27 protein-coding genes are annotated in these 24,057 nt (G+C 62.6%); 19 read left to right on the forward strand and 8 right to left on the reverse strand.

All coding sequences use genetic code 11. From position 1 onward, the window contains the following. Nucleotides 1-4: 4 nt before the first annotated feature. Genes ACTJKM_RS18715 through hemP form a run of 4 tightly spaced genes read right to left on the reverse strand, consistent with a single transcriptional unit; the run spans nucleotide 5 to nucleotide 3,332 of the window. Nucleotides 5-1,123, reverse strand: coding sequence for a FecCD family ABC transporter permease (locus tag ACTJKM_RS18715; protein WP_057249074.1), 1,119 nt, complete (start codon nucleotides 1,121-1,123; stop codon nucleotides 5-7). Next, on the reverse strand, nucleotides 1,110-2,060 hold the full coding sequence (locus tag ACTJKM_RS18720; protein WP_058326442.1) for a heme/hemin ABC transporter substrate-binding protein: 951 nt from the start codon (nucleotides 2,058-2,060) through the stop codon (nucleotides 1,110-1,112). Before ACTJKM_RS18720 ends, ACTJKM_RS18715 begins: the two co-directional genes overlap by 14 nt. A gap of 20 nt (nucleotides 2,061-2,080) precedes the next feature. Beyond that, complete coding sequence (locus ACTJKM_RS18725; RefSeq protein WP_058326495.1) at nucleotides 2,081-3,142, reverse strand: hemin-degrading factor; 1,062 nt, start codon at nucleotides 3,140-3,142, stop codon at nucleotides 2,081-2,083. A 10-nt stretch (nucleotides 3,143-3,152) separates the two neighbouring features. Then, entirely contained in the window at nucleotides 3,153-3,332 is a 180-nt protein-coding gene (hemP, locus tag ACTJKM_RS18730) for a hemin uptake protein HemP (protein WP_176907420.1), read from the reverse strand. A gap of 208 nt (nucleotides 3,333-3,540) precedes the next feature. On the opposite strand from hemP, the gene ACTJKM_RS18735 reads away from it, so the two are divergent. From ACTJKM_RS18735 to ACTJKM_RS18755, 5 genes are all read left to right on the forward strand, one after another. Then, nucleotides 3,541-3,978, forward strand: a complete 438-nt coding sequence (locus ACTJKM_RS18735; protein WP_058326441.1) for a hypothetical protein — start codon at nucleotides 3,541-3,543, stop codon at nucleotides 3,976-3,978. Nucleotides 3,979-4,040: 62 nt separating this feature from the next. Next, nucleotides 4,041-4,955, forward strand: coding sequence for a cell envelope integrity protein TolA (locus tag ACTJKM_RS18740; protein WP_058326440.1), 915 nt, complete (start codon nucleotides 4,041-4,043; stop codon nucleotides 4,953-4,955). 210 nt (nucleotides 4,956-5,165) lie between these two features. Continuing rightward, nucleotides 5,166-5,579 (forward strand): DUF2325 domain-containing protein, encoded by a 414-nt coding sequence (locus ACTJKM_RS18745; RefSeq protein ID WP_057249078.1) that lies wholly within the window; start codon nucleotides 5,166-5,168, stop codon nucleotides 5,577-5,579. A 30-nt stretch (nucleotides 5,580-5,609) separates the two neighbouring features. After that, nucleotides 5,610-5,876, forward strand: coding sequence for a hypothetical protein (locus ACTJKM_RS18750; RefSeq protein WP_058326439.1), 267 nt, complete (start codon nucleotides 5,610-5,612; stop codon nucleotides 5,874-5,876). A 138-nt stretch (nucleotides 5,877-6,014) separates the two neighbouring features. Then, nucleotides 6,015-6,329 carry an antibiotic biosynthesis monooxygenase family protein gene (locus tag ACTJKM_RS18755; protein WP_058326438.1) on the forward strand — a complete coding sequence of 105 codons (315 nt, stop codon included), beginning with the start codon at nucleotides 6,015-6,017 and terminating at the stop codon, nucleotides 6,327-6,329. A 94-nt stretch (nucleotides 6,330-6,423) separates the two neighbouring features. On the opposite strand, the gene ACTJKM_RS18760 is transcribed toward ACTJKM_RS18755, so the two are convergent. Continuing rightward, nucleotides 6,424-6,792 (reverse strand): DUF423 domain-containing protein, encoded by a 369-nt coding sequence (locus tag ACTJKM_RS18760; RefSeq protein ID WP_058320792.1) that lies wholly within the window; start codon nucleotides 6,790-6,792, stop codon nucleotides 6,424-6,426. A gap of 5 nt (nucleotides 6,793-6,797) precedes the next feature. Then, nucleotides 6,798-7,190, reverse strand: coding sequence for a globin domain-containing protein (locus ACTJKM_RS18765; protein ID WP_057249082.1), 393 nt, complete (start codon nucleotides 7,188-7,190; stop codon nucleotides 6,798-6,800). A 133-nt stretch (nucleotides 7,191-7,323) separates the two neighbouring features. On the opposite strand from ACTJKM_RS18765, the gene ACTJKM_RS18770 reads away from it, so the two are divergent. Next, entirely contained in the window at nucleotides 7,324-7,884 is a 561-nt protein-coding gene (locus tag ACTJKM_RS18770) for a TetR/AcrR family transcriptional regulator (protein WP_058326437.1), read from the forward strand. A gap of 17 nt (nucleotides 7,885-7,901) precedes the next feature. Next, complete coding sequence (locus ACTJKM_RS18775; RefSeq protein ID WP_058320832.1) at nucleotides 7,902-8,243, forward strand: DMT family transporter; 342 nt, start codon at nucleotides 7,902-7,904, stop codon at nucleotides 8,241-8,243. Between the two features lie 19 nt (nucleotides 8,244-8,262). On the opposite strand, the gene ACTJKM_RS18780 is transcribed toward ACTJKM_RS18775, so the two are convergent. Then, nucleotides 8,263-9,285 (reverse strand): substrate-binding domain-containing protein, encoded by a 1,023-nt coding sequence (locus tag ACTJKM_RS18780; RefSeq protein WP_058320794.1) that lies wholly within the window; start codon nucleotides 9,283-9,285, stop codon nucleotides 8,263-8,265. A gap of 362 nt (nucleotides 9,286-9,647) precedes the next feature. Between ACTJKM_RS18780 and ACTJKM_RS18785 the strand changes: the two genes are divergently transcribed. From ACTJKM_RS18785 to ACTJKM_RS18810, 6 genes are all read left to right on the forward strand, one after another. Then, nucleotides 9,648-10,910, forward strand: coding sequence for an ABC transporter substrate-binding protein (locus ACTJKM_RS18785; RefSeq protein WP_058326436.1), 1,263 nt, complete (start codon nucleotides 9,648-9,650; stop codon nucleotides 10,908-10,910). Nucleotides 10,911-11,119: 209 nt separating this feature from the next. Beyond that, nucleotides 11,120-12,103 carry a carbohydrate ABC transporter permease gene (locus ACTJKM_RS18790; RefSeq protein WP_058320796.1) on the forward strand — a complete coding sequence of 328 codons (984 nt, stop codon included), beginning with the start codon at nucleotides 11,120-11,122 and terminating at the stop codon, nucleotides 12,101-12,103. After that, entirely contained in the window at nucleotides 12,103-12,933 is an 831-nt protein-coding gene (locus tag ACTJKM_RS18795) for a carbohydrate ABC transporter permease (protein ID WP_058320797.1), read from the forward strand. The genes ACTJKM_RS18790 and ACTJKM_RS18795 overlap by 1 nt, the downstream gene beginning before the upstream one ends. An 11-nt stretch (nucleotides 12,934-12,944) precedes the next feature. Beyond that, a complete protein-coding gene (locus ACTJKM_RS18800) occupies nucleotides 12,945-13,973 on the forward strand; it encodes an ABC transporter ATP-binding protein (protein WP_058326435.1) in 1,029 nt (342 codons plus the stop codon). A 109-nt stretch (nucleotides 13,974-14,082) separates the two neighbouring features. Continuing rightward, nucleotides 14,083-14,874: a ThuA domain-containing protein gene (locus ACTJKM_RS18805; RefSeq protein WP_375374130.1), complete on the forward strand. Its 792-nt coding sequence runs from the start codon at nucleotides 14,083-14,085 to the stop codon at nucleotides 14,872-14,874. A gap of 5 nt (nucleotides 14,875-14,879) precedes the next feature. Next, entirely contained in the window at nucleotides 14,880-15,923 is a 1,044-nt protein-coding gene (locus ACTJKM_RS18810; protein ID WP_057249133.1) for a Gfo/Idh/MocA family protein, read from the forward strand. Here ACTJKM_RS18810 and ACTJKM_RS18815 read toward each other — a convergent pair. Beyond that, the gene (locus tag ACTJKM_RS18815) at nucleotides 15,920-17,239 is read right to left on the reverse strand and encodes an alpha/beta hydrolase (RefSeq protein ID WP_058326494.1); all 1,320 of its coding nucleotides are present in this window, start codon (nucleotides 17,237-17,239) and stop codon (nucleotides 15,920-15,922) included. The two genes, ACTJKM_RS18810 and ACTJKM_RS18815, sit on opposite strands and share 4 nt — an antisense overlap. A gap of 301 nt (nucleotides 17,240-17,540) precedes the next feature. Between ACTJKM_RS18815 and ACTJKM_RS18820 the strand changes: the two genes are divergently transcribed. From ACTJKM_RS18820 to ACTJKM_RS18845, 6 genes are read left to right on the forward strand one after another with little or no spacing between them, the layout of a single operon-like run. Continuing rightward, nucleotides 17,541-18,596 carry a dipeptidase gene (locus ACTJKM_RS18820; RefSeq protein ID WP_057249089.1) on the forward strand — a complete coding sequence of 352 codons (1,056 nt, stop codon included), beginning with the start codon at nucleotides 17,541-17,543 and terminating at the stop codon, nucleotides 18,594-18,596. Nucleotides 18,597-18,644: 48 nt separating this feature from the next. After that, nucleotides 18,645-20,285, forward strand: a complete 1,641-nt coding sequence (locus ACTJKM_RS18825; RefSeq protein WP_057249090.1) for an ABC transporter substrate-binding protein — start codon at nucleotides 18,645-18,647, stop codon at nucleotides 20,283-20,285. A gap of 42 nt (nucleotides 20,286-20,327) precedes the next feature. Continuing rightward, nucleotides 20,328-21,389 (forward strand): ABC transporter permease, encoded by a 1,062-nt coding sequence (locus tag ACTJKM_RS18830; RefSeq protein ID WP_057249091.1) that lies wholly within the window; start codon nucleotides 20,328-20,330, stop codon nucleotides 21,387-21,389. Then, nucleotides 21,386-22,330, forward strand: a complete 945-nt coding sequence (nikC, locus tag ACTJKM_RS18835; protein ID WP_057249092.1) for a nickel transporter permease — start codon at nucleotides 21,386-21,388, stop codon at nucleotides 22,328-22,330. Before ACTJKM_RS18830 ends, nikC begins: the two co-directional genes overlap by 4 nt. Next, nucleotides 22,327-23,160 (forward strand): ABC transporter ATP-binding protein, encoded by an 834-nt coding sequence (locus tag ACTJKM_RS18840; RefSeq protein WP_058326434.1) that lies wholly within the window; start codon nucleotides 22,327-22,329, stop codon nucleotides 23,158-23,160. The genes nikC and ACTJKM_RS18840 overlap by 4 nt, the downstream gene beginning before the upstream one ends. After that, nucleotides 23,157-23,924, forward strand: a complete 768-nt coding sequence (locus tag ACTJKM_RS18845) for an ABC transporter ATP-binding protein (protein WP_440660722.1) — start codon at nucleotides 23,157-23,159, stop codon at nucleotides 23,922-23,924. The genes ACTJKM_RS18840 and ACTJKM_RS18845 overlap by 4 nt, the downstream gene beginning before the upstream one ends. Nucleotides 23,925-24,057: the final 133 nt, after the last annotated feature.

The following is a 24,057-nucleotide window of genomic DNA, read 5'->3' on the forward strand; positions in this document are numbered from 1 at the left end:
TCGCTCAGAGTCCCATGTTCGAACGGCCGCGCAGCAGGATCCAGAGGAAGAACGGCGCGCCGATAAAGGCGGTAACGATGCCGATCGGCAGTTCCGCCGGAGAGACGATGGTGCGGGCGATCATGTCGGCGAGGATCAACAGCGTGCCGCCGAGCAGCGCCGAGGTGGGCAGCAGGTAGCGATGATCGGGACCGATGACGAGCCGCAGCAGGTGCGGAACCACGATGCCGACGAAGCCGATGCCGCCGCTGACCGCAACGGATGCGCCGGTCGCCGCGGCGACACTGACGATCGCAATGTTCTTCAGCCGCTGGACAGGAATGCCCATATGGAAGGCGGCCGCTTCGCCGAGCGTGATGGCATTCAGCCCGCGCGCCAGGAAAGGGGTAACCGCGAGCGAAGCGAGGATGATCGGCGCTGCAGCCAGGATCTTAGTCCAGTTGGCGCCGGCGAGCGAACCGAGGCCCCAGAAGGTCAGGTCGCGCAATTGCTTATCGTCGGCCCTGAAGACGAGAACGCCGGTGACCGCACCGGTCAGCGCGCCGAGCGCAATGCCGGCGAGCAGTAGCGTGGCAATCGAAGTCTGGCCGCCGCGCGTGGCGATACGGTAGAGCAGCAGCGTGGTGACGAGACCGCCGACGAAGGCTGCGACCGGCAATGCATAGAAGCCGAACAGCGCGAAGAGCGGCCCGAAGGCGGCGGTTCCGAGCACAATCAGCAGCACGGCGCCGAGGCTCGCGCCTGAGGACACGCCGACGAGGCCGGGATCGGCCAGCGGATTGCGGAAAAGGCCCTGCATGACGACGCCGGAAACCGCGAGCGAAGCGCCGACGAGCATGCCGAGCACGGCGCGCGGCAGGCGGATATCGAGAATGATGATGCGGTCGCGGATGCTCAGGGCCTGATCGGCCTCACCCATCAGCCAGCGCCAGACGTTGGCGAGCGATGCATCGGCGGCACCGGTCATGATCGAGCCGACGAAGGTCGCGACCGCAAGCGCGATGAGGGCGACGATGACGAGACGTGCCAGCCGGGACCGGTTGCCCGAGCGCCACTCGTTGCGGATATCGGCGGCAAAAGCGGTCAGGCGCATGCCGCGGGCCAATGCCTCACTGCGAGGCATTGGCCTTCTTCCCGTAGATTGCGGCATTCAGTTCGCGGACGGCGCTTGCGGTGCGCGGGCCGAAGCCGAGCAGGTGCAGGCCGTCCATGCGGATCAGCGCCTTGTTCTTGGCGGCAGGGGTAAGGCTGAGCGCCGGCAGGGCGAAGAGTTCGTCCGCCTCGGCGGAATGTTCGCCGCCGCGGTCCATCATCAGGATGACATCGGGCTTGGCCTCGATGATCGCCTCGTCGGTCAGCGCCTTGTAGCCGGGGAAGGTGCCGACCGCGTTGATGGCACCTGAGAGCTCGATGATGCCGTTGGCGGCAGTTCCCTGTCCCGATGCCATGACCTTTCCGCCCTGCGTGCTCAAGATGAAGAGCACGCGCTTGCGGTCGCTTTCCGGACGGGCGGCATTCTCGGAGACCGCCGCATTGAGATCGGCTTCGACGCTCTTTGCCAGGGTTTCGGCCTTTTCCTCGACACCGAGGAAGGTGCCGACGGCGCGGATCTTGGCGGGGATGCCGGCCTTGTCGAAGGTTTCCGGCACACTGGTGAAGGCGATGTTCGCCTCCTTCAGCACGGCCAGCGCCTCTGGTGGGCCGCTGCCTTCGACGGCGATGATCGCGCTCGGGTTGGCGGCGATGATGCCTTCCGGTGCGAGCTGGCGCATGTAGCCGACATCCGGCAGCGCCTTTGCCGCCTCCGGATAGGTACTGGTGGAATCGCGACCGACGAGGCGACCTTCCTCGCCGAGCGTATAGATGATCTCGGTGATCGCTCCGCCGACCGAAACGACGCGCGAGACGTCGGTCTTCTGCATGTCCTCGGCCATCGCCGGCCGGACGAAGGAGGGGGCACCGGGTGCCACCGCCGGCAACAGGAAGGGAGCCGAAAGGGCGAAGGCGGCAAGCGCCAGTTCCCAGCGGCGAAGGCGACGGAAGTCGAGACCCTTGATCATCTGAGTGTCCTATCCTGTCTTCAGGCGGCGACAGTCGTGTCGAGACGCGGCAGGCCTTCGGCGATGGAGCGCCATTCCGGCCGTTCCGCGAGACCCTCTTTCCGCTTGCCGAAGAACTGGATGATCATCTCGCCCTTGGCGTCGAGCGCCTCGATCGAGGTGACATGGCCGTCGGCCGTCGGCTTGCGCACGGCCCAGAGTTCGGCGATGTGGTCGGTGCGCAGATGCAGATGGAAGGTCGGGTCCATGACGTTGAGCCAAGGGCCCATCGGCGCGATCTTGGCAATCGGACCGGAATGGATCTGGATCATGCCGCGGTTGCCGACAAAGCACATGATCGGCAGTTCGATTTCGGCGCTCTCGCGCATCATCGCTTCGATACTGGAGGGGTCGAGCTGCCAGGCGAAATCCTCGCCGATGTTGCTGAGCGCCTGGCGACGGCCGATCTTCAGCTTGCGCAGCATGCCATGGAACTGGTGCGTGTCCGTCATTTTCGTCCAGCGGTCGCGCAGTTCGACGACGTCGACCACGGTTTCCGGCTTGTCGTCGGTTGCCGGCGCGCCCACGTCGGCGGCGAATTCCTGCGTCTGGTCGTCAAGGCGGAAGTCCGCGACGATCTTGTCATAGGCCGCAACGTTCGATTCCGGGCGCAGATGCACCTTGTGCACGGCATTGCCCCACTTGTCGAAGAACTGCAGGCTCTTGCGGGCTTCGCCCTGGTCGTCGGTCTTCGTCACGGCGAAAGCATGCGCCCAGGCGCTCGGGAAAACCCGCAGGTCGATCTGTTCGCCAAGCACGATGCTCGCCATCTCGCCGGTGGTGATCTTCTCGTAGACGCCGATCTTCTCGTGGACCGCGCTTTCGTTGCGGGTCAGCGCCATGACTTCGCCCAGTTCCTCGACGCGCGACAGGAAGCGGTTGGCATCGGCATCGATGCGCACGGCGGTCAGCCCACATTCGGCAGCAACGAGAGCGGCTTCGGAAACGCCGAGTTGGGCTGCGATATCACGCTCGCGCATCTTCGGGTTCTCGGCGCGGTAGGCGCGGATTTCGGAAGGAGTGGGGCGGAGGCTCTCGGTCATTTTCATCTGCCTATTTGTTCAGGATCAGTTTGCCTTGGCGGGTGATCTTCATGCGGTAGATCGCGCCGTCGTGGGAAATGAGGATCTCGTTTTCGCTGCCGAAAAGTTCGCGACTTTCGATAATCCGCTGCGCGCGCCCGGCCTGGATCGGCGGCTCGGAAGGGCGTGCAAGGTCACTGTCGTTGGTCACTGCGTTTGGCCGTTTCGAGAGGGCAGGCCGCGCTGTTTTTCCAGCATTTCCTGCCGTGCAATTCGTTTACTATCTTGACTTCATTACTCATATTTATTTATGGACGCAATACCGGACTTCTGCACTCAAGTTAGTTCTTGCCGGCTTGTGGACAAGGGCGTGCGGGTCTCGTTCGGTGGTTCGCTGCAACCTTTGGGGTGATGTCGATATGAAGTTTTCCAGCCTTCCGATTGTTTCCGTTGCTCTTGCGGCTCTCGTCGCTGCAGGCAGTGTCAACGCGCAGGAGGCTGTTCCCGCCGCCGGGCTGACGATCGAGTTGAATGACGTCGCGCCGTCGCAGAAGGGTTGCAAGCTCACCTTCGTCGCCGGCAACGCGCTTGCGCAGTCGCTGAGCAAGGTGTCCTTCGAGTTCGTGATCTTCGATCAGAAGGGCCTCGTCGAGCGCATGGCCGTGCTTGACTTCCGCGATCTGCCCGCCGGCAAGACCAAGGTTCGCCAGTTTGATCTCCCCGGCACCAACTGCGATGCGGTGAAGAGCCTGTTGATCAATGATGCGCCGGCCTGCGTCGGCAACGGCGTGCAGCCCGGCGCCTGCATGAGCGGGATCAAGACCGGCTCGAAATCGGCGGTGGAACTCAAGGGCTAAGTGAGGCCGCTCCTTCGGAGCGTGAAGTTTGCGCCGCCCGGTGCGGCGAAGGTAAGGCTGTAATGAAGCGTATCGTCATCTGGGCTGGGGCCGCCATCATCTCGCTTGCAACGCATGGCGTCGTGCTTGCTACCTTGTTTGGCCCAGGGCCGCCGGAAAAAGAGCATGCCCTCATGCTCGGCGGAGAGGCGACCGAGGTCGCGATCCTTGGCGATGCCTTTGAAGAGACGCTACAATCCGGCGATCCTGCGGAGATCGTCGAGCCGACCGAGGACGTTCCGGATGAGGTCAAGCCGGAGGAGATATCGCCCGTCGAAGATCTCACCTCGACAACTCAGGAAATCGTTGCCAAACAGCCGCATGATCTGACCGCGACCGAGGCAGACGTGATTTTGCCGGCTGAAGAGATGCCGACCCTTCAGGTCGCCGAGGCCGTCGTGACGGCGAGTGTTGCGCCGGTCGAAACCGTGGTGCCTGAAGAAAAGCCCGAGATCGAAGAGCCCAAGAAGGAGAAGGTTGAAAAGCCGGAACCGAAGAAGGAGCCGGTCAAGAAGAAGAAAGTGACCCGCAAGAAGACGGGTGACAAGGGCGAGCAGGCGCAGAACCAGGTCAAGGGCAAGCAGGACGGCCAGGAAAGCGGCAGTGCCGCAGCCGCGACCGGCAATAGCCGCGCATCCGAGGTCGGCAATGCCAATATGGAAAATTATGACGGCAAGGTCCGCAGGAAGATCATGCGGAGATTCAAGGTGCCGTCTTCGGCAAGGCGCGAAGGCGTTTCCGGCACGGCGACCGTCCGCTTCACATTGACCGCCAACGGTGAATTGACGCGGGTAAACGTCGCCGGCAGCTCAGGTTCTCCCGCCATCGACGACGCAGCCGTCGATGCCGTGCGCAATGCGGCGCCGTTCCCGGCCTTTCCTGCCGGGGGGCCGAGCTCCAAATCCTTCATCGTTCCGATGGTTGCCAGCGTCCGCTGAGGCGGGCGCCGTTTCGTATGCTCATTCGTACGGGCCGGGATTCGGCGAAAGAAATATGATGAAAAAACTCATGTTTATACTTTACTCTGATTATCAAGTTTAATAGGTTGCCCTCGTCACGCAGCCGAAGGGCGTGTGTCGAGATGATGTCCCGATGCGACCGGCTGCCCCTTGAAGGCCCTTGTCGCACGATCAGGCGGAGAGGATTGCATGCGCGGCAAGCGTCACCAGAATGCGGCGAAGAATGGCAAGGGCCGTTCGGGTTCAGAACCGACCGAAGCCCGCCAGGAGGCCGGCAAGGCAACGCTCGAAGGGCGCAGTTTCCTCTATGTCGGCGGCCGCGATTGTCAGGTGGCGCACTTACGCGAAATCGCCAGTTCCTTTGGCGCCGAGCTGCTTCACCATGATGGCGGTCTGCGCGAAGCCGTCTCGCGGATCGACCGGGTGCTGCCGTCGGTCGACTGCGTCTTCTGCCCGATCGACTGCATCAGCCATGACGCATGTCTTCGCGTGAAGACCGGCTGCAAGAAGTGGGGCAAGGCCTTCGTGCCGCTGCGCAACGGCTCGAAATCGAGCCTGGAGCGGGCACTTCAGGACCTCACCGCCAGCCGCGACGAGCGGTAACCCTCCCAAGACAAGACGAGAGTTTGCACAATGAACGAAGGACGTCCTGACCTGTGCATGATGATCGGTCTGCACAAGCTGGCGGCGCAGCATGGCGATGGCCTGGTGCCTGAACTCTACGAGATCCTGACGCGCCGCGCGCGCATGCTGGACGACGCCAACGTCGCCGAGTTTCCAACCTGGCAGACGCGCCCGCCGGTTCGCGACCCTCTCGGTCTTGCAGAGCCGAAGGAAGGAACTATTCTCGCCTTTCCGCGGGCTGCAAACGATGCCGCCCGCAAGAAGGAAAGCGCATAAGAGCAATTCCAGGAAAAGTGCGAAGCGGTTTTCCGTCCGGAGTTGCGCCTTTTAGTAAGAGAGCAATTCCAGGAAAAGTGCGAAGCGGTTTTCCGTCCGGAATTATGCAGTAGTTCAAGGTTGCTGTAGGAGACCAAGATGTACGTTGCCATGAACCGTTTCCGTATCGCCATCGGCCTTGAAGAGGCCTTCGAAGCCGTGTGGAAGGGGCGCGATTCCAGCCTTTCGGAAATGCCCGGCTTCGTTTCCTTCCACCTGCTGCGCGGCGACAGCGTGCCGGAGGAGGGCTATACGCTCTTCGTTTCGAATTCGGTCTGGAAGGACAGGGATTCGTTTTCAGCCTGGACGAAGTCTGAGAATTTTCGCGCGGCGCACAGGAATGCCGGCGAGAATAAGGCGATGTATCTCGGTCCGCCGAAGTTCGAAGGTTTTTCGGCCGTCGAAGGCGCCTGATCAGGCGGCCTCGCGCACGATCGGCCGCGTAAATTTTTGATTTTATATGCCATTCACCTCCAAAATGGGTCCATTCGGGAGGTGAATTTTTTTCTCAGGCTGTCTTTCGCGGCAGGAAGGCGCCGAGGGAAACGGCAAGCCAGCCCGCCATGATCGTCGTGCCGCCGAGCGGAGCGGACATCGGGAACAGGCCGTGACCCGAGATGTGGCGCATGGCGAGATCCGCCGAGAACAGCGCCGTTCCAACTGCAATCAGCAAGGCCGCAGCGGCCGCCGTGCGAAAGCTCGGCCAGGCTGCGTAGAGCGCGATCAAGGCCGGGGCATGCGCCAGGCACATCGCGGAAATGCCGGCGAGCAATCTTGGATCGTCGCCGTGCGAAGCGGCGGCCGCGCTGACAACGCCGGTCAGGCCCATCAAACCGGCAACAAAAAGCGTCGTTGCGCGAAATCCGCTGTGCGACATCACGGCTATTCCTTGTTCTGCATATGAAGGGCGAGGCGGGTGATCGGGTCGAGAATGATCTGCCTCAGCTTCGGATGGGCGATCGCTTCTTCAAGCGCTCGGGTAAAGCAGAGCAGCCATTCGTCACGCTCCTCGGGGCCGATCTCAGCGACGAAATGGCGGCGGCGCAGCATCGGATGGCCGCGCTTCTCGACATAAATAGGCGGTCCGCCAAGCCAGCCGGTCAGGTACTCGTAGAATTTCTCTTCACTGCCCGAAAGGTCGGGCGGATGCACGGCGCGGCATCGTGCCGCTTCCGGCAGCGTGTCCATCAGCTCGTAGAAGCGGCGGGTCAGCGCGCGAACCGTCGGGTCGCCGCCGATCGCTTCGTAGAGGGTCGTGGTTTCCGTTTCCGCCATGCTCGCCTCCTTCATTCCCTGCGGTCCTAGCGTGCGGCGACGGGGCGGACAACGGTTTTCGCGAGCGCCGATTTGCGGCGTTTCATCGCGGTTTGCGCTTGACAAACCGTCCAGACGGTATCTTTATGGCGACATGACAGAAGCTCATCGCCGCAAGAAACAACCGGAACAGGTGCGCCAGCAATTGCTGGAGGTTGCCGCACGCCTTTCGCATGAGCAAGGCGTTGCGGGCATCACGCTCGACGCCGTGTCGCAGGCGGCGGGCGTCAGCAAGGGTGGGCTGCTGCACCACTTCCCGAACAAGCTCGCTTTGCTCGACGGCCTGTTCGACGACCTGGTGACGCGGTTCGATCGTGAGATCGAGGCGGCGATGGCGCACGATCCGGTGGCGAAGGGGCGCTTTACCCGTGCTTATATCGACGTCTGCTTCGCGCTCGACCCGGCGACGGACGTGCCGGGCTGGCGCATGCTGACGATCGCGCTCATTGCCGAGCCGCATCTGAAGAGCCGCTGGCGCGACTGGGTCCGCCGGCGATCAACGGAGTTCGCAGAAACGGACGCCTCGACCGGCTGCGTGCTTGCCCGCTTTGCCTGCGACGGCGTCTGGCTGGCGGATCTGATGCAGAGCCACGATCTCGATGCGGCGGCGCGGGCCGGCCTTGTTGAAAACCTCAAAGCGCTTTCGGCGCAGTAACCCGGATGGAGTCCGTCATGAACCCCGCCATGCTCTACACCGTCCTGGTTGCAGCGATCGTCTTTGAAGTGCTCGGCACCTCGGCGATGCAGGCGGCCCAGCACTTCACCCGGCTGGGACCGACGGTGATCATGGTCGTCTGCTACGCGATCGCCTTTTTCTTCCTGTCCTATACGCTGCGCTTCATCCCTGTTGGCATCGCCTATGCGGTCTGGAGCGGGCTCGGCATCGTCTTGATTTCGCTCGTCGGTTACTTCGCCTTTGGGCAGAAACTCGACCTGGCGGCGATCCTGGGGCTGGGCCTCATCATATCCGGCGTGGTTGTGCTCAACCTGTTCTCCAAGTCCACCTTCCACTGAGGCGGTCGGCGGTCAGTCCTCAGGCGCCCTCTGGCGGGGGTGCGGTCGATTCCCGCAGGATCAGTTCCACCGGCCAGAGTTCGTGAACCTCTTCGGTCGGCCTGCCTGAGAGAAGCTGCAGCACGAGATCGGCCGAGCGTGCGCCGGCCGCGCGCATCGAAGAGCGCGTCGCCGAGAGCGACGGCACCATGTTTTCCGCCGTCAGGTAGGGGAACACGTCATCATGGGCGATGACCGAGACTTCGCGACCGATTTCCAGGCCTATGGACCGCGCCGCCCGATAGATGCCGAGGGCCGTCATCATCGAGCCTGCGACGAAGGCCGTCGGCCGCGGCGTTTGTTCCAGGAAGGAGCGTGCGAAGCGGAAGCCGAGTTCGTCGGTGAAGTTGCCGTGGGCAACGAGGCGCGGATCGAACGGGAGCCCGCGCGCCTGGAGCGCGTCGCGGTAGCCCTTGTCGCGGTGAAGCGAGAAGGTGCGTCCTTGCCTGCCGTTGATCATGGCGATGCGGCGATGGCCGAGATCGATGAGATGCGAGGTCGCGCGGCGGATGGCGCCCTCATTGTCGATATCGAGCCACGCATGCGGCACGTCGATATCGGATCGACCGTGGACGAGAAAGGGCATGCCGAGCTTGTGCAGGAGTGCGATGCGTTCGTCGTTCGGCTCGGGAGAATGCACGATCACGGCGTCGACGCGGCCGCTGACGGCAAGCCGGCTGTAAAGCTGGATTTCGCCCGTAGGGTTCTTGTCATCCATCGGGCTGACGAGGATGTCGATGTCCTCGGTGCCGAGCCGCTCGGCCAGGCCGCCCATGAATTCGGAGAAATGGAATTCGCCGGAGCGCCCCATGACGACGCCGATCGCACCGGCGCGACCGGTAGCGAGCCTCACGGCATTGATGTTCGGACGATAGCCAAGGCGAGTTGCCTCTTCGGCCACGCGCTTGCGCGTCTTTTCGCTGACCTCGGGATAGCCGCTCAGCGCTCGGCTGACGGTGGTCGGCGAAAGGCCCAGTTGTTGTGCGAACTCCCTCAGTTTCATTCGGTATGCGTTTCCTCAGCCTAGCCCGGTCCCAGAAGTATACACCTTCGTTGCCGGTAACAATCGGTTTGTCGCGTGCATGCAGCGCCTCGAACCACGATGGAATTTTACCAAACCGTTTTAAATTAATGCAGTTCCCCTTTGATTTTATGGGTTGTTGTTAGGTGCGGGTGAAATTTCTCCTCATCCGTTATAATATTGAAATTAAATAATTATTTTAAATGATTCACGGCAGAACGACTTTTTCTGATGTATGGATTGACAGTTTTTCCGTCTTCTGCCAACTTTTTTCAATCCAAACCGCTTTCGAATTTGCTGAGGAGCTTTCGTGCGGTGGAGGGGGAACAGGAGGAGTCGACCCAATGACAACCATGCTCAATGCCCTGAGTTTTTGTGCCGCAATCGTTGCAGCCGGAACGGCCAGCGCCGCCGAGCTCTCGCTCGCCGCCAACACGACCGGCAAGAACGTCAATTTCATCCGCGAGCAGCTCGCCATCTTCGAGAAGCAGACGGGGCACAAGGTGAGCCTGGTCACCATGCCGCCGTCGAGCAGCGAGCAGTTCAGCCAGTACCGTCTATGGCTCGCCGCCGGAAACAAGGATGTGGACGTCTACCAGACCGACGTCGTCTGGGCGCCGCAGCTTGCCGACCAGTTCGTCGACTTGACGGAGGCGGCGAAGGATGTCGCCGGACAGCACTTCCCGTCGATCATCGCCTCGCAGACGGTCAACGGCCGTCTCGTGGCCCTGCCTGCTTTCACCGATGCGCCGGCGCTCTTCTATCGCAAAGACCTCCTGGAAAAGTACGGCAAGGCGCCGCCGAAGACCTGGGATGAACTGGCGACGACCGCCAAGGAAATCCAGGAGAAGGAACGTGCCTCCGGCCAGGCCGACCTCTGGGGCTACGTCTTCCAGGGCAACGCCTATGAAGGGCTGACCTGCAATGCGCTCGAATGGGTCAAGTCGTCCGGCGGCGGCCAGATCGTCGAACCTGATGGCACGATCTCGATCAACAACGAGAAGGCGGCCGCAGCGATCGACCGCATCAAGGGGTGGGTCGGCACGATCTCGCCGCAAGGCGTGCTCGCCTATCAGGAAGAGGAATCACGCGGCGTCTGGCAGACCGGCAACGCCGTCTTCATGCGCAATTGGCCCTATGCCTATGCGCTCGGCAATGGCGACGACAGCGCGGTGAAAGGCAAGTTCGCCGTGACGCCGCTGCCGACGGCGACCGATGGCGATCAGCCGTCCTCGACGCTCGGCGGCTGGAACGTCGCCGTCTCCAAATATTCCGACGACCAGGAAGCAGCGATCGCGCTTGCCAAATTCCTCTCTTCGGCAGAGGTGCAGAAGCGCAGGGCCATCGAGCTCTCCAACCTGCCGACGATTGCCGCACTCTACGACGACGCGGAGGTCGCCAAGGCCCAGCCGTTCATGCCGGCCTGGAAGCCGATCTTCGAGAGCGCCGTGCCGCGCCCGTCGGCGGTCACCAAGGTCAAGTACAACGAGGTTTCGGCCAAGTTCTGGAATGCGGTCCATAACTCGCTCTCCGGCAACGGCACGGCCGCGGAAAACCTGGAGCTGCTCGAAGTTGAGCTCACCGAGATGAAGGGCGATAGCTGGTAATCCTCCCGGGGGCGAGGGGAGCGCCTCCGGGCCTTCCCTCGCTCCACCGAGCAACCGCCGACGACGCCCAGCGCTCTGAACAAGTGCTTTGAAAGCAAGCAATTCTGGATGGGAAAACGCTTCACACTTTCCTGGAATTGCCTGGTGGCGTCGTTCCTCTCGGGCCAACCGCTCGGCCGCGCGCCGAATGGCAAGAGTGAGCCAAGACAATGACCGATCTTTCACTCGCAGATCCCCCTTCCGTCCTCGGACAACAGGCAGGGATCCGTTCCGACCTCAACGCCAGCCGCATTCGCTCCGCCTGGATCTTCCTCGCGCCGACCTTGCTGGTGCTCGCGCTCGTCGCCGGCTGGCCGCTCATACGCACCGTCTATTTCAGCTTCACCAATGCGTCGCTGACCAATCTCGAAGGTGCCGAGTTCGTCGGCTTCAAGAACTATCTGAGCTGGATCACGCTGAAGAGCGGGCGCACGGTCTATAACGGCCTGCTTGCCGATCCTGCCTGGTGGAATGCCGTCTGGAACACGCTGAAGTTTTCCGCCGTCTCCGTCACCATCGAGACGGTGCTCGGCCTGATCGTTGCTCTGGTGCTGAACGCCCATTTCCCGGGCCGCGGGCTGGTGCGCGCCGCGATCCTCATTCCCTGGGCGATCCCGACCATCGTTTCCGCCAAGATGTGGGCCTGGATGCTCAACGACCAGTTCGGCATTCTCAACGACCTTTTGCTCGGCCTCGGCCTGATCAGCCAGAAGATCGCCTGGACGGCCAATCCGGAGACCGCGATGGTCGCGGTGCTGATCGTCGACGTCTGGAAGACGACGCCGTTCATGGCGCTGCTCATCCTTGCCGGCCTGCAGATGGTGCCAACGGATATTTACGAGGCGGCCAAGATCGACGGCGTGCATCCGCTGAAGGTCTTCTGGCGGCTGACGCTGCCGTTGATCCGGCCAGCGCTGATGGTCGCCGTGATCTTCCGCATGCTTGATGCGCTGCGCATCTTCGATCTCATTTACGTGCTGACGCCCAACAACGCCCAGACCAAGACGATGTCGGTGCTGGCGCGCGAGAACCTGTTCGACTTCGACAAGTTCGCCTATGGCGCCACCGCCTCGACGATGCTGTTTCTGATCATTGCGGCGATCACCGTCGCCTACATGTGGTTCGGCCGCGTCAATCTTGAGGGAGAGCGCTGATGGTTGCCACCCTTGCCAAGCGCACGGCGTTCTACGCCCTTGTCGCTGCCATCATCATCATGGCCGTGTTCCCGTTCTACTACGCGGTGCTGACGAGCTTCAAATCCGGAACGGCATTGTTCCGGGTCGATTACTGGCCGACGGAAATATCCTTCGACAACTATGCAGGTATCGTCACGAGCAGCGGCTTCCTGCGCAACCTTGCCAATTCGCTGATGGTTGCGACTGTTGTCGTCGCGGTGTCGCTGCTGCTTGCGGTTACAGCCGCCTATGCCTTGGCGCGGGTGCGGTTCCGCGGCCGCGGACTTCTGCTCCTGACGATCCTGTCGGTGTCGATGTTTCCGCAGATTGCGGTGCTTGCCGGCCTGTTCGAGTTGATCCGCGCCGTCGGCATCTTCAACACCCCCCTGGCGCTGATTTTTTCCTACATGATCTTTACGCTGCCCTTCACGGTTTGGGTGCTAACCACCTTCATGCGCGACCTGCCGGTCGAGATCGAGGAAGCGGCGATCGTCGATGGTGCGACGCCCTGGGTGATCATCACGCGCGTGTTCATGCCGCTGATGTGGCCGGCACTGGTGACGACGGGGCTACTCGCCTTCATCGCCGCTTGGAACGAGTTCCTGTTCGCGCTGACCTTCACGTCATCAGACAGCCAGCGGACGGTACCGGTCGCGATCGCGCTGTTGTCCGGCAGCAGTGAGTACGAAGTCCCTTGGGGCAACATCATGGCCGCATCGATCATCGTCACCGTGCCACTGGTTATCCTCGTGCTGATCTTTCAGCGGCGGATCATATCCGGGCTCACGGCCGGCGGCGTCAAAGGATAAGGGGAAAAAACATGGCAGAGCTTCAATTGCGCAACATCCGCAAGTCCTTCGGTGCCTTCGAGGTGATCAAGGGCGTCAGCATGGATATCCGGGCCGGCGAATTCATGGTCTTCGTTGGGCCCTCCGGCTGCGGCAAGTCCACGCTGCTGCGCCTGATCGCCGGGCTTGAAGACATCTCTTCGGGTACGCTTTCCTTCGACGGACAGGTGGTCAATCAGTTGACGCCGTCCAAGCGCGGCATCGCGATGGTGTTTCAGTCCTATGCGCTTTACCCGCATATGACCGTCTTCGAGAACATGTCCTTCGGCATGCAACTCGCCGGCAAGGATAAGGAGCAGTGCAGGAAACGCGTCGAGGCGGCAGCGGAGATGCTGCAACTGACCCCCTATCTCCAGCGGCTGCCGCGGCAGCTCTCGGGTGGCCAGCGCCAGCGCGTCGCCATCGGCCGGGCGATCGTGCGCGACCCCAAGGTGTTCCTCTTCGACGAGCCGCTTTCCAATCTCGACGCGGCGCTGCGCGTCGCGACCCGGATCGAGATCGCGAAACTGCATCGCAGCATGCACAACACGACGATGATCTATGTCACCCACGACCAGGTCGAGGCGATGACACTGGCTGATCGCATTTGCGTGCTACGGGATGGCCGGGTCGAACAGATCGGCACGCCGCTCGAACTCTACGAAAGCCCGAATTCGGTTTTCGTCGCCGGCTTCATCGGTTCGCCGAAGATGAACTTTCTGACCGGCGCGCTCGCCGCGCCCTATGATGCCCATACGATCGGCATCCGAGCCGAACATCTGGAGATCAGGGCAGGCGACGGCCGATGGTCGGGAACGGTGGTGCATTCCGAAATGCTCGGTTCCGACAGTTACATCTATCTCGACATCGGCGCCGCGGAACCGGTCATCGTCCGGGAAGGCGGCACCTCGCTTCACCGGCCGGGCGAGACAGTGCAGATTTCGCCGGTCGGCGACAATATCCACCGCTTCGATGCAGCGGGGCTTGCTCTGGGCCGGACGCCCTTGAAGGGGGCGGCCTGACACATCCTGACGAACACCGAAACGGTCTTCAAGCTTCGGGGTCGCCAATTTGTGGCGACCCCATCAATCGTAAGTCGACATGCCCGCAACGGGCGAACATGTAAGGAGAATGACCGTGCCTATCAGAACAGTCGTTTGGGGCGAGAATATCCACGAGCAGACCAATGAGGTGGTCCGCAGCATCTATCCGAACGGGATGCACAACACGATCGCGGCGGCGCTGAACACGGAAAGCGCGATCGAGGCGACGACGGCGACGCTGCAGGAGCCGGAGCATGGTTTGAGCGTCGAGCGCCTTGCCAATACCGACGTGCTTCTGTGGTGGGGACACAAGGACCATGGCGCCGTCAGCGACGAGATCGTCGAGCGGGTCGCCAAGCGCGTCTGGGAGGGCATGGGCCTGATCGTGCTGCATTCCGGCCACTTCTCCAAAATCTTCAAGCGCCTGATGGGAACGCCCTGCGCACTGAAGTGGCGCGAGGCCGGCGAACGCGAGCGCGTCTGGGCGATCAACCCGCGGCACCCGATCGCCGAGGGGCTCGACGAGAACTTCGTGCTTGAAAATGAGGAGATGTATGGCGAGCAGTTCTCGGTTCCCGAGCCGCTCGAAACCGTGTTCATCTCCTGGTTTGCCGGCGGCGAAGTGTTCCGTTCGGGGCTTACCTGGCGCCGTGGCGCCGGCAACATCTTCTATTTCCGCCCCGGTCATGAGACCTACCCGACCTATCACGACGCCAATGTCCAGAAGGTGCTGCGCAATTCGGTGAAGTGGGCCTACAACGCCGACAACCGCTACACGGCGATCCACGATGCGCCGAACGTGCCGGTCGAAAAGGCGCTGGAGCCGATCGTCGAGCGTGGCCCCCGGCTGCACCAGGCCGGCGAAGCAGGATACAGGTGAGCATCATGCGTCTTCTTGTAGTTGGAACCGGCGGCATGGCGAACAGCCATGCCCAGGCCTTTGCCAAAATCGAAGGCGTCGAGATGGTCGGCGCGGTCGATGTCGACCCCAAGCGTGCGCGTGCCTTTGCCGACAAGCACGGCATTGCCGAGACCTTCACCTCGCTCGACGAGGCGATCGCCTGGGGCAAGTTCGACGCGGCGACGAACGTGACGCCGGACAAGGCGCACCACCCGACGACGCTGGCATTGCTTGCCGCCGGCAAGCACGTGTTGTGCGAAAAGCCGCTCGCGGAAAATTACGCCAAGGCGGCGGAGATGGCCGACGCCGCCGAGCGCTCCGGCCTGGTGACGATGGTGAACCTCACCTATCGCAATGTCGCGCCGCTGCAGAAGGCACGGGCGATGGTGCTCGCCGGTGATGTCGGCCAGTTGCGCCATCTGGAGGCGTCGTACCTGCAGAGCTGGCTCGTCTCCAAGGCCTGGGGCGACTGGGCAACGGAATCGCAATGGCTGTGGCGACTTTCGACCAAGCACGGCTCGAACGGCGTTCTTGGCGATGTCGGCATCCACATTCTCGACTTCGCCGGCTACGGCGCCGGCACCGACGCGTCGCGGGTTTTCGCCCGTCTGAAGACCTTCGACAAGGCACCTGATAACCGCATCGGCGAGTATGATCTCGATGCCAATGACAGCTTCGTCATGACGGCGGAGTTCGGCAACGGCGCCATGGGCGTCGTCCATGCCAGCCGATGGGCGACCGGGCACTTGAACGAGCTCAGGCTCAGGCTGCACGGCGACAAGGGTGCGCTCGAAGTGGTGCACACGCCCGATGGCTCGACGCTCCGGGCCTGCCTCGGCACTGACGTTGAAACCGCGACTTGGCGCGATGTCGACGCGGGTACGGTTCTGACCAACTATGAGCGCTTCGTTGCGGCAGTCCGCGAGGGCAAGACCGAAGAGCCCGGGTTTCGTCACGCGGCGAACCTGCAGAAGGTGCTCGACCTCGCGATGGTGACGGAAGCCGAGCGGCGCGAGCTGCCCGTCTAACGTGAGTGACGGTCGGGGGAGCTGCTTTTGGCAGCTTCACCGCCCTCCGGCGGTACCCAAGGGGTCACTGCCGAGCCGACGGTGTTTTCCATCGATTGACCCAGACGGCGCAGCTGCGCGTCGTAGTTCTTGCGGGTGTTGGGATCGAAGATCATGATCGGCGTCGAGACCGCGAGACTTGCGGCACTGCCGACGGTCTGCGTTGCGCCGAGCGTGACGGCGCCCAGACGTTCGCCGAGCCCGACATCGGAATCGGTCACGGTCTGGCCGGCGATCAGCCGGTTGCCAAGCAGGCGCACGACTTCCGGGCTTTCGGCGAACTTGCCATGGTTCAGCTTGTCGCCGCCCTTCAGCGCCGTCAGATCGATGACGCTGATACCTGCCTGTTCGAGTTGTGTGCGATAGGGCTCGGCGGTCGGATCGATCTGGCCAAGACGGTCGACATTGCCGGAAATGCGCCTGGAGAGCGTCAGCGCCCGGTCGTCGCGCGACACGAACAGCGTGAATTTCGGGCGCTTGTCGCCCATGGCGCGGATCTGCTGGCCGAAGACGTCGACGTCGAGATCGGGCGAGGCCAGGATGACGTCGGTGATCTTGGGCGCGATGCGTCCGTCGCGGATCGCCATCTGGCGCAGAGCTTCGACCGTCACCCATGAGCCCATCGAATGGGCCATGACGGTGATTTCGCCGACCTGAGGATTGCTCGACGCACGCCGAAGCAGTTCCTCCAGCGCGTCACGCGAATAGTTGGTGCTTTCCTTGTCGTAATTGTAGTCGAAGATGCTGGCCCGCGAGGGCCAGGTGAAGATGACGGGGGCGACGTCCGTGCCGCTATCGTGGACGATCTGGGCAAAGCGGTAGACCGCGTCCTCGTAGCGGTTGTTGAAACCGTGAACGAAGATCAGCACGCGCCGGCTCTTCGGCAGGTTACCCTTCAGCCAGCTTTGGACGTCGTTGCCCTCACGCAATGGCGTGACGCTGACCGTGGAGAAGTCGCGCTCCGGATTGGCCGGAAGCTTCTTCGGCCATTGCACCTGGCCGACTTGCCGGTTTTTCTCCGGCGGAATTGAAACGACGATTTCCGTCAGGGAAAGCTGGTCCGACCGTTCGCCGCTGAAAAGCACGCCCGGTTCCGCCGTGGGCGCGCGCGTTGTCGCGACCATCAGGTCGACCTGGGAGGCGCCACCCGTCGTGCCCGAAGGAACGAGCACGCCGACCGGCCGGCCGGCACAGGCCGTAAGGGTTACGGCGAGGAGGAGCGTGGCGGCGATGCGGCTCCAATGCCCTTGCGAACCTGCGAGTGAAAACGGACGCAGCAACCAAACCCCCAGTACCGCATCATGCGGTGCGACATCCCTGCGAGCGGGACCGAGCCAATTCCTTGCATTAGAAACGCCAGATTTTCATCCCTTGATCGGCATTGCACACCTGTCGCCGCTGTGTTTGACGGCGAGATTGCGACAATCATGCAACATTTCGCTACAGGCAGCCCTGGGTAAAACCCCCTGATATTCATTGAAAAGGCTTTGGCCTTTCACTAGCATCGCCACAACCTTTCCCCGGACGCGGCCGTAGGTGCTCCGTTCGATCTCCCTGAAATGATGAAGGAATTCAGGAATGCAGGCGGTTTTCGATGGCCATAACGACGTGCTTCTGCGCCTGTGGCAGAACGCCCGAAAGGGGGCTGACCCGGTCCGCGAATTCGTCGACGGTATCGGCGAGGGCCACATCGACGCGCCGCGCGCCAAAGCGGGCGGCCTCATCGGCGGCATTTCGGCGATCTACGTGCCCTCGGGCGATCTGGTCCTGCAGCCGCCGGATGAAAACGGCCATTACGAAACGCCGCTCTCCGCGCCCCTCGAACACTTGCCGTCGCTGGCGATCGCCATCGAGCTCGCCGACATCGCCGTTCGCCTCGACCGGGCAGGGGCCTGGAAGCTTTGCCGCTCGACCGCCGAAATCCGCGGAGCGGTCGAGAAAGGTGTCTTCGCCTCGGTGCTCCACATGGAAGGCTGCGAGGCGATTGGTGCGGATCTGTCGGCGCTCGAAACCTTCTATGCCGCCGGCCTGCGCTCGCTTGGGCCGGTCTGGAGCCGCCACAACGTCTTCGGCCATGGCGTGCCGTTCTCCTATCCGAAGTCGCCGGACACAGCGCCGGGGCTGACGGATGCGGGTTTCGAACTCGTGCGTGCCTGCAACCGGCTGGGCATCCTGATCGACCTCGCCCACATCACAGAGCAGGGCTTCTGGGACGTCGCGAAAACCACGGACCAGCCGCTGGTTGCCAGCCATTCGAACGCGCATGCGCTGACGCCGGTTGCGCGCAACCTGACGGACAAGCAGCTGGACGCCATCCGCGAAAGCAAGGGGCTCGTCGGGCTCAACTATGCGACAACGATGCTGCGCGCCGACGGCCAGGAAAATGCCGCGACGCCGCTTTCCGACATGGTTCGCCATGTCGACTACATGGTCGAGCGCATGGGCATCGAATGCGTGGCGCTCGGATCGGATTTCGATGGCGCAACGATCCCCGTGGGGATCGCTGACGCAGCCGGTAACCATGCGCTCGTTACTGCGTTGAGAGGCGCCGGATATGGTGACGCCGAACTGGCAAAGATATGCCGGGAGAACTGGTGGAGAGTTCTGGGGCAGGCTTGGCACGAGGCCGCCTGAACCCATGAAGAAGGGCCCAAAAGGGCGCAAACGAGGGAACTGCAAAAAATGATGCACAAGCTCAATGGACGTCTTCGTCTTCTGACCGCTTCTGCGGCGCTTGCCATGGTGATGGCCGCGACCGCACCGGCCTTTGCCGAAACGCCGAAGGACACGCTGGTCGAAGCCTTTGCGATCGACGACGTCATCTCCATGGATCCGGGCGAAGCCTTCGAGCTGACCGCGGCCGAAATCACCGGCAACACCTACAGCATGCTGGTGCGCCTCGACATCAACGACACAACCAAGGTCGTCGGCGACCTCGCCGACAGCTGGACCGTGTCCGATGACGGCCTGACCTATACGTTCAAGCTGAAGTCCGGCCTTAAGTTCGCCTCCGGCAACCCGGTAACCGCCGAGGACGTCGCCTGGTCGTTCGAGCGCGCCGTCAAGCTCGACAAGAGCCCCGCCTTTATCCTCACCCAGTTTGGCCTCAACGGCGACAACGTGACGGAAAAGGCCAAGGCTACCGACGAGACGACCTTCGTCTTTACCGTCGACCAGCCCTATGCTCCGAGCTTTGTTCTGAATTGCCTGACGGCGACCGTGGGCGCAGTCCTCGACAAGAAACTCGTTCTCGAACACGTCAAAGTGGTCACGCCGAGCGACGACTTCAAGTACGACAACGACTTCGGCAACGAATGGCTGAAGACCGGCTACGCCGGCTCCGGTCCGTTCAAGCTGCGCGAGTGGCGCGCCAACGAGGTTATCGTGCTCGAGCGCAACGACAACTACTATGGCGAACAGGCCAAGCTCGCCCGCGTCATCTATCGCCACATGAAGGAAAGCTCGGGCCAGCGCCTGGCGCTCGAAGCGGGCGATATCGACGTCGCACGCAACCTCGAGCCGGGCGATTACGACGCCGTTTCGAAGAACGCCGACCTCGCCACGACGAATGCGCCGAAGGGCACGGTCTACTACATCAGCCTCAACCAGAAGAACGCCAACCTCGCCAAGCCTGAAGTGCGTGAAGCCTTCAAGTATCTGGTCGACTATGATGCGATCGGCTCGACGCTCATCAAGGGCATCGGCGAGATCCACCAGAGCTTCCTGCCGAAGGGCGTTCTGGGTGCCCTCGACGAGAACCCCTACAAGCTCGACGTCGCCAAGGCGAAGGAACTGCTGACGAAGGCCGGCCTTGCCGACGGCTTCACCGTCACCATGGACGTTCGCAACGGCCAGCCGGTCACCGGTATTGCCGAATCCTTCCAGCAGACGCTAGGCCAGGCCGGGGTGAAGCTCGAAATCATCCCGGGCGACGGGAAGCAGACGCTGACGAAGTATCGTGCTCGTAACCACGACATGTATATCGGCCAGTGGGGCATGGACTATTTCGATCCGAACTCCAACGCTGAAACCTTCACCAGCAACCCTGACAATTCCGACGAAGGCAAGAACAAGACGCTTGCCTGGCGCAATGCCTGGGACGTTCCGGAGCTGACGAAGAAGACCAAGGACGCTCTGCTCGAGCGCGACAGCGCCAAGCGTGCCGAGACCTACAAGGAACTGCAGAAGACCGTTCTGGGCGAAAGCCCGTTCGTCATCATCTTCCAGCAGACCGAAGTCGCCGGCTACCGCGGCAACGTCAAGGGCCTGAAGCTTGGTCCGAGCTTCGACACCAACTTCGTCGCCGGAATTTCGAAAGAATAAGCCGTCTCGAAGGAATAAACCGAAAGGATCGTTCCCTTGAGCATGAGCGCAACAGGGACAGTGGACGGGCGCAAACGCGCCCGTCCCGGCAAGATCGTGTCAGCCGTGCTGCGCTTTCTTGTCGTTGTCGTCACCACCTATCTCGGCCTTCTGGCCGTCACCTTCTTCATCGGCCGGGTGATCCCGATCGACCCGGTTCTGGCCGTTCTCGGCGACCGGGCGCCGACGCACGTCGTCGAAAGGACGCGCGAGGCGATGGGGCTGAACCTGCCCCTCTACCAACAATTCTTCATCTATGTCCGCCAGGCGCTGACCGGCGATTTCGGCGTTTCGGTGCTGACCACGAACCCCGTCATGACCGACATCCGCCGCGTCTTCCCGGCGACCATGGAGCTTGCGACGCTCGGCACCCTCATCGGCGCCATCTTCGGCGTGCCGCTCGGCGTTCTCGCCGCCGTCAAGCGCGGCAGCATCGCCGACCAGATCGTCCGCGTCATCGGCCTCGTCGGCTACTCGGTGCCGATCTTCTGGCTGGCGCTCCTGTCGCTGCTCGTCTTTTACGCGCGGCTGAAATGGGTCGCCTATCCCGGCCGCATCGACATCGTCTTCGAATATACGTTCACGCCGATCACCGGCTTCTACCTGTTCGACGCGCTCTGGCAGCGGCAGTGGGACGTGCTGTGGGACGTTTTCCGCCACATCATCCTGCCGGCGTCGCTGCTCGGTTACTTCTCGCTCGCCTATATCAGCCGCATGACGCGCAGCTTCATGCTCAATGAGCTGCAGCAGGAATATATCGTCGCCGCGCGCGCCAAGGGCCTTTCCGAGACCCGTATCATCTGGGGTCATGCGCTCAGAAACGCGGCGGTGCCGCTCGTGACCGTGATTGCGCTTTCCTATGCCGGCCTGCTCGAAGGCTCGGTGCTGACAGAAACCGTGTTCGCCTGGCCGGGCCTTGGCCTGTACATCACCAACTCGCTGCAGAATGCCGACATGAACGCCGTGCTTGGTGGCACCATCGTCATCGGTTCGGTCTTCATCGGCATCAATCTCCTGTCCGATCTTCTCTACCGGACGCTCGACCCGAGGACGCGCCAGCGATGAGCACCGTTACCGAAACACGTCCCCCGACACGCCCGATGACGCGGCGCGAATGGCTGCTGTCCGATCGCCCGCAGTCGCGCACCCAGGCCCGTCTCGGCCGCGCCTACATGACCTGGCAGCGCTTTGCCGCCAACAGGCTTGCCGTTCTAGGCCTCATCATCCTGCTGGCGCTGGTCTTCGTTGCGGCCTTCGCCGATGTCCTGGCGCCGCACTCGCCCTATATCGGCGATCTTGCCAACGCCCGGCTGCAGCCACCAGGAAGCCCCGGCTACCTGCTCGGCACCGACGATCTCGGTCGCGACATCCTTTCGCGGCTGATCCATGGTTCGCGGCTGACGCTTGCCGTCGTGCTGCTGGTCGCTGTTATCGCAGCGCCGATCGGCCTGATCGTCGGCGCGGTCGCCGGCTATGCCGGTGGCTGGGTCGATGCGGTGCTGATGCGCATCACCGATATCTTCCTTGCCTTCCCGAAGCTGGTGCTGGCGCTCGCCTTCGTCGCGGCGCTCGGACCGGGGATCGAAAACGCTGTCATCGCGATCGCGATCACCTCCTGGCCGCCCTATGCACGCATTGCCCGCGCCGAGACGCTGACGGTTCGCAACTCGGACTATATCTCGGCGGTGCAGCTCATGGGCGCGTCGCCGATCCGCATCGTCTTCCGGCACGTGATGCCGATGTGCATGTCGTCGCTGATCGTGCGCGTCACGCTCGACATGGCCGGCATCATTCTGACGGCCGCTGGCCTCGGCTTCCTCGGCCTCGGCGCCCAGCCGCCCTTGCCGGAATGGGGTGCGATGATCGCCTCGGGCCGCCGCTTCATCCTTGATCAGTGGTGGGTTGCAACGATGCCCGGCATTGCGATCCTGATCGTCAGCCTCGGCTTCAATCTGCTCGGCGACGGCCTGCGCGACGCGCTCGATCCCCGGGAGAGCGGCCAATGAGTACGCTGCTGACGGTAGAAGACCTCAAGATCTCGTTCCCGACCCGTACCGGCCTCATCGAGGCGGTACGTGGCGTCTCCTTCACGCTCGGCCGCGAACGCCTCGGCATCGTCGGCGAAAGCGGCTCCGGCAAGTCGCAGACGGGCCGGGCGATCATGGGGTTGACGCCGGGCCATGCGCAGGTGACGGCCAAGCAACTGTCCTTCGACGGTATCGATTTGCTCTCGGCATCGCCAAAGGTCCGTCGGGACCTCCGGGGCAAGCGCATCGCGATGATCCTGCAGGACCCGAAATATTCGCTGAACCCGGTCATGAGCATCGGCCGGCAGATCGTCGAGACGCTCAGGCAGCATGAGAGTGTCAGCCGCGGCGAAGCCCGGGAGCGGGCGCTCGACATGCTCGCGGCCGTGCAGATCCGCGATCCGAAGCGTGTCTACGATCTCTACCCGCACGAGGTTTCGGGCGGTATGGGCCAGCGCGCGATGATCGCGATGATGCTGGTTGCCGGACCGGAACTGCTGATCGCCGACGAACCGACCTCGGCGCTTGACGTCACCGTGCAGCTCGAAGTGCTTGGTATCCTCGACAAGCTGGTTGCCGAGCGCGGCATGGGCCTGATTTTCGTCTCGCACGATCTCAGGCTCGTCTCGTCCTTCTGCGACCGGGTGATTGTCATGTATGCCGGCAGGATCGTGGAGGAACTGGCTGCGTCCGAACTCGCCAACGCCAAGCATCCCTATACGCAAGGTTTGCTGAACTGCATGCCGGCGATCGGATCCGATCGCCATCCCCTGCCGGTTCTCGACCGCAAGCCGGAGTGGGCTCAATGACATCAGCCGTTTCCGTTTCGAATCTCTCCGTCACCTATGACGAATTCAAGGCGCTGAACGACGTTAGCGTCGAGATTGCGCCGGGCGAATCCTTTGGTCTCGTCGGCGAGTCCGGATCGGGCAAGTCGACCTTGCTCCGGGCAATCGCCGGTCTTGCGCCTGTTACGGGCGGTACCATCCGCGTCCATGATCGGGTGCTCAAGGGTGCCAAGCGCGACAAGGCCTTCTATCGCGCCGTGCAGATGGTGTTCCAGGATCCCTACGGCTCGCTGCACCCGCGCCAGACGATCGACCGGCAACTGCTTGAGCCTTTGGCTATCCACGGCGTGACGGACGGCGAACGCCGCATCCTCAAGGCGCTCGACGAAGTCGGTCTCGGGTCGGGGTTCCGCTTCCGCTATCCGCATCAGCTTTCTGGTGGGCAGCGCCAGCGTATCGCCATTGCCCGGGCGCTGATCCTCGAGCCCTCGACCCTGCTTCTCGACGAACCGACGTCGGCGCTCGACGCTTCGGTGCAGGCAGAGGTCCTGAACCTACTGGAGCAGGTCAGGCGCGACCGCAAGCTCACCTTCATCATGGTCAGCCATGACCTCGGCGTCGTCACCCATATGTGCGACCGGCTGGCGGTCATGCAGGGCGGGCGCGTCGTCGATTACCTGTCTTCCGGCGATCTCGTCGCCGGGCGGATCGGCGAGGACTATACGCGCAGCCTGATGGTGGCGAGCAAGGGGTTCCAGCGCAAGGACGCTGCCGCGACCGCGTGACGGTACCAGCGCAAGCGGGACGAGCATCCCGCTTGCGTAACCCTTGTTGGGGGGAACCGCGCCCTACAGCGCCGCGCGTCTTATCAGACGCGCAAAGGTCGCTGTAGCACTTTGAAGTGCTGCATGTTTTTGT

The sequence above is a fragment of the Ensifer sp. 22460 genome, assembly GCF_052044935.1.
GTDB lineage: Bacteria > Pseudomonadota > Alphaproteobacteria > Rhizobiales > Rhizobiaceae > Ensifer.

Coding starts and splice junctions, on each gene's coding strand:
- ACTJKM_RS18715 (WP_057249074.1), bottom strand. CDS start 1,123: ATGCCTCGCAGTGAGGCATTGGCCCGCGGCATGCGCCTGACCGCTTTT.
- ACTJKM_RS18720 (WP_058326442.1), bottom strand. CDS start 2,060: ATGATCAAGGGTCTCGACTTCCGTCGCCTTCGCCGCTGGGAACTGGCG.
- ACTJKM_RS18725 (WP_058326495.1), bottom strand. CDS start 3,142: ATGACCGAGAGCCTCCGCCCCACTCCTTCCGAAATCCGCGCCTACCGC.
- ACTJKM_RS18735 (WP_058326441.1), top strand. CDS start 3,541: ATGAAGTTTTCCAGCCTTCCGATTGTTTCCGTTGCTCTTGCGGCTCTC.
- ACTJKM_RS18740 (WP_058326440.1), top strand. CDS start 4,041: ATGAAGCGTATCGTCATCTGGGCTGGGGCCGCCATCATCTCGCTTGCA.
- ACTJKM_RS18745 (WP_057249078.1), top strand. CDS start 5,166: ATGCGCGGCAAGCGTCACCAGAATGCGGCGAAGAATGGCAAGGGCCGT.
- ACTJKM_RS18750 (WP_058326439.1), top strand. CDS start 5,610: ATGAACGAAGGACGTCCTGACCTGTGCATGATGATCGGTCTGCACAAG.
- ACTJKM_RS18755 (WP_058326438.1), top strand. CDS start 6,015: ATGTACGTTGCCATGAACCGTTTCCGTATCGCCATCGGCCTTGAAGAG.
- ACTJKM_RS18760 (WP_058320792.1), bottom strand. CDS start 6,792: ATGTCGCACAGCGGATTTCGCGCAACGACGCTTTTTGTTGCCGGTTTG.
- ACTJKM_RS18765 (WP_057249082.1), bottom strand. CDS start 7,190: ATGGCGGAAACGGAAACCACGACCCTCTACGAAGCGATCGGCGGCGAC.
- ACTJKM_RS18770 (WP_058326437.1), top strand. CDS start 7,324: ATGACAGAAGCTCATCGCCGCAAGAAACAACCGGAACAGGTGCGCCAG.
- ACTJKM_RS18775 (WP_058320832.1), top strand. CDS start 7,902: ATGAACCCCGCCATGCTCTACACCGTCCTGGTTGCAGCGATCGTCTTT.
- ACTJKM_RS18780 (WP_058320794.1), bottom strand. CDS start 9,285: ATGAAACTGAGGGAGTTCGCACAACAACTGGGCCTTTCGCCGACCACC.
- ACTJKM_RS18785 (WP_058326436.1), top strand. CDS start 9,648: ATGACAACCATGCTCAATGCCCTGAGTTTTTGTGCCGCAATCGTTGCA.
- ACTJKM_RS18790 (WP_058320796.1), top strand. CDS start 11,120: ATGACCGATCTTTCACTCGCAGATCCCCCTTCCGTCCTCGGACAACAG.
- ACTJKM_RS18795 (WP_058320797.1), top strand. CDS start 12,103: ATGGTTGCCACCCTTGCCAAGCGCACGGCGTTCTACGCCCTTGTCGCT.
- ACTJKM_RS18800 (WP_058326435.1), top strand. CDS start 12,945: ATGGCAGAGCTTCAATTGCGCAACATCCGCAAGTCCTTCGGTGCCTTC.
- ACTJKM_RS18805 (WP_375374130.1), top strand. CDS start 14,083: ATGACCGTGCCTATCAGAACAGTCGTTTGGGGCGAGAATATCCACGAG.
- ACTJKM_RS18810 (WP_057249133.1), top strand. CDS start 14,880: ATGCGTCTTCTTGTAGTTGGAACCGGCGGCATGGCGAACAGCCATGCC.
- ACTJKM_RS18820 (WP_057249089.1), top strand. CDS start 17,541: ATGCAGGCGGTTTTCGATGGCCATAACGACGTGCTTCTGCGCCTGTGG.
- ACTJKM_RS18825 (WP_057249090.1), top strand. CDS start 18,645: ATGATGCACAAGCTCAATGGACGTCTTCGTCTTCTGACCGCTTCTGCG.
- ACTJKM_RS18830 (WP_057249091.1), top strand. CDS start 20,328: ATGAGCGCAACAGGGACAGTGGACGGGCGCAAACGCGCCCGTCCCGGC.
- nikC (WP_057249092.1), top strand. CDS start 21,386: ATGAGCACCGTTACCGAAACACGTCCCCCGACACGCCCGATGACGCGG.
- ACTJKM_RS18840 (WP_058326434.1), top strand. CDS start 22,327: ATGAGTACGCTGCTGACGGTAGAAGACCTCAAGATCTCGTTCCCGACC.
- ACTJKM_RS18845 (WP_440660722.1), top strand. CDS start 23,157: ATGACATCAGCCGTTTCCGTTTCGAATCTCTCCGTCACCTATGACGAA.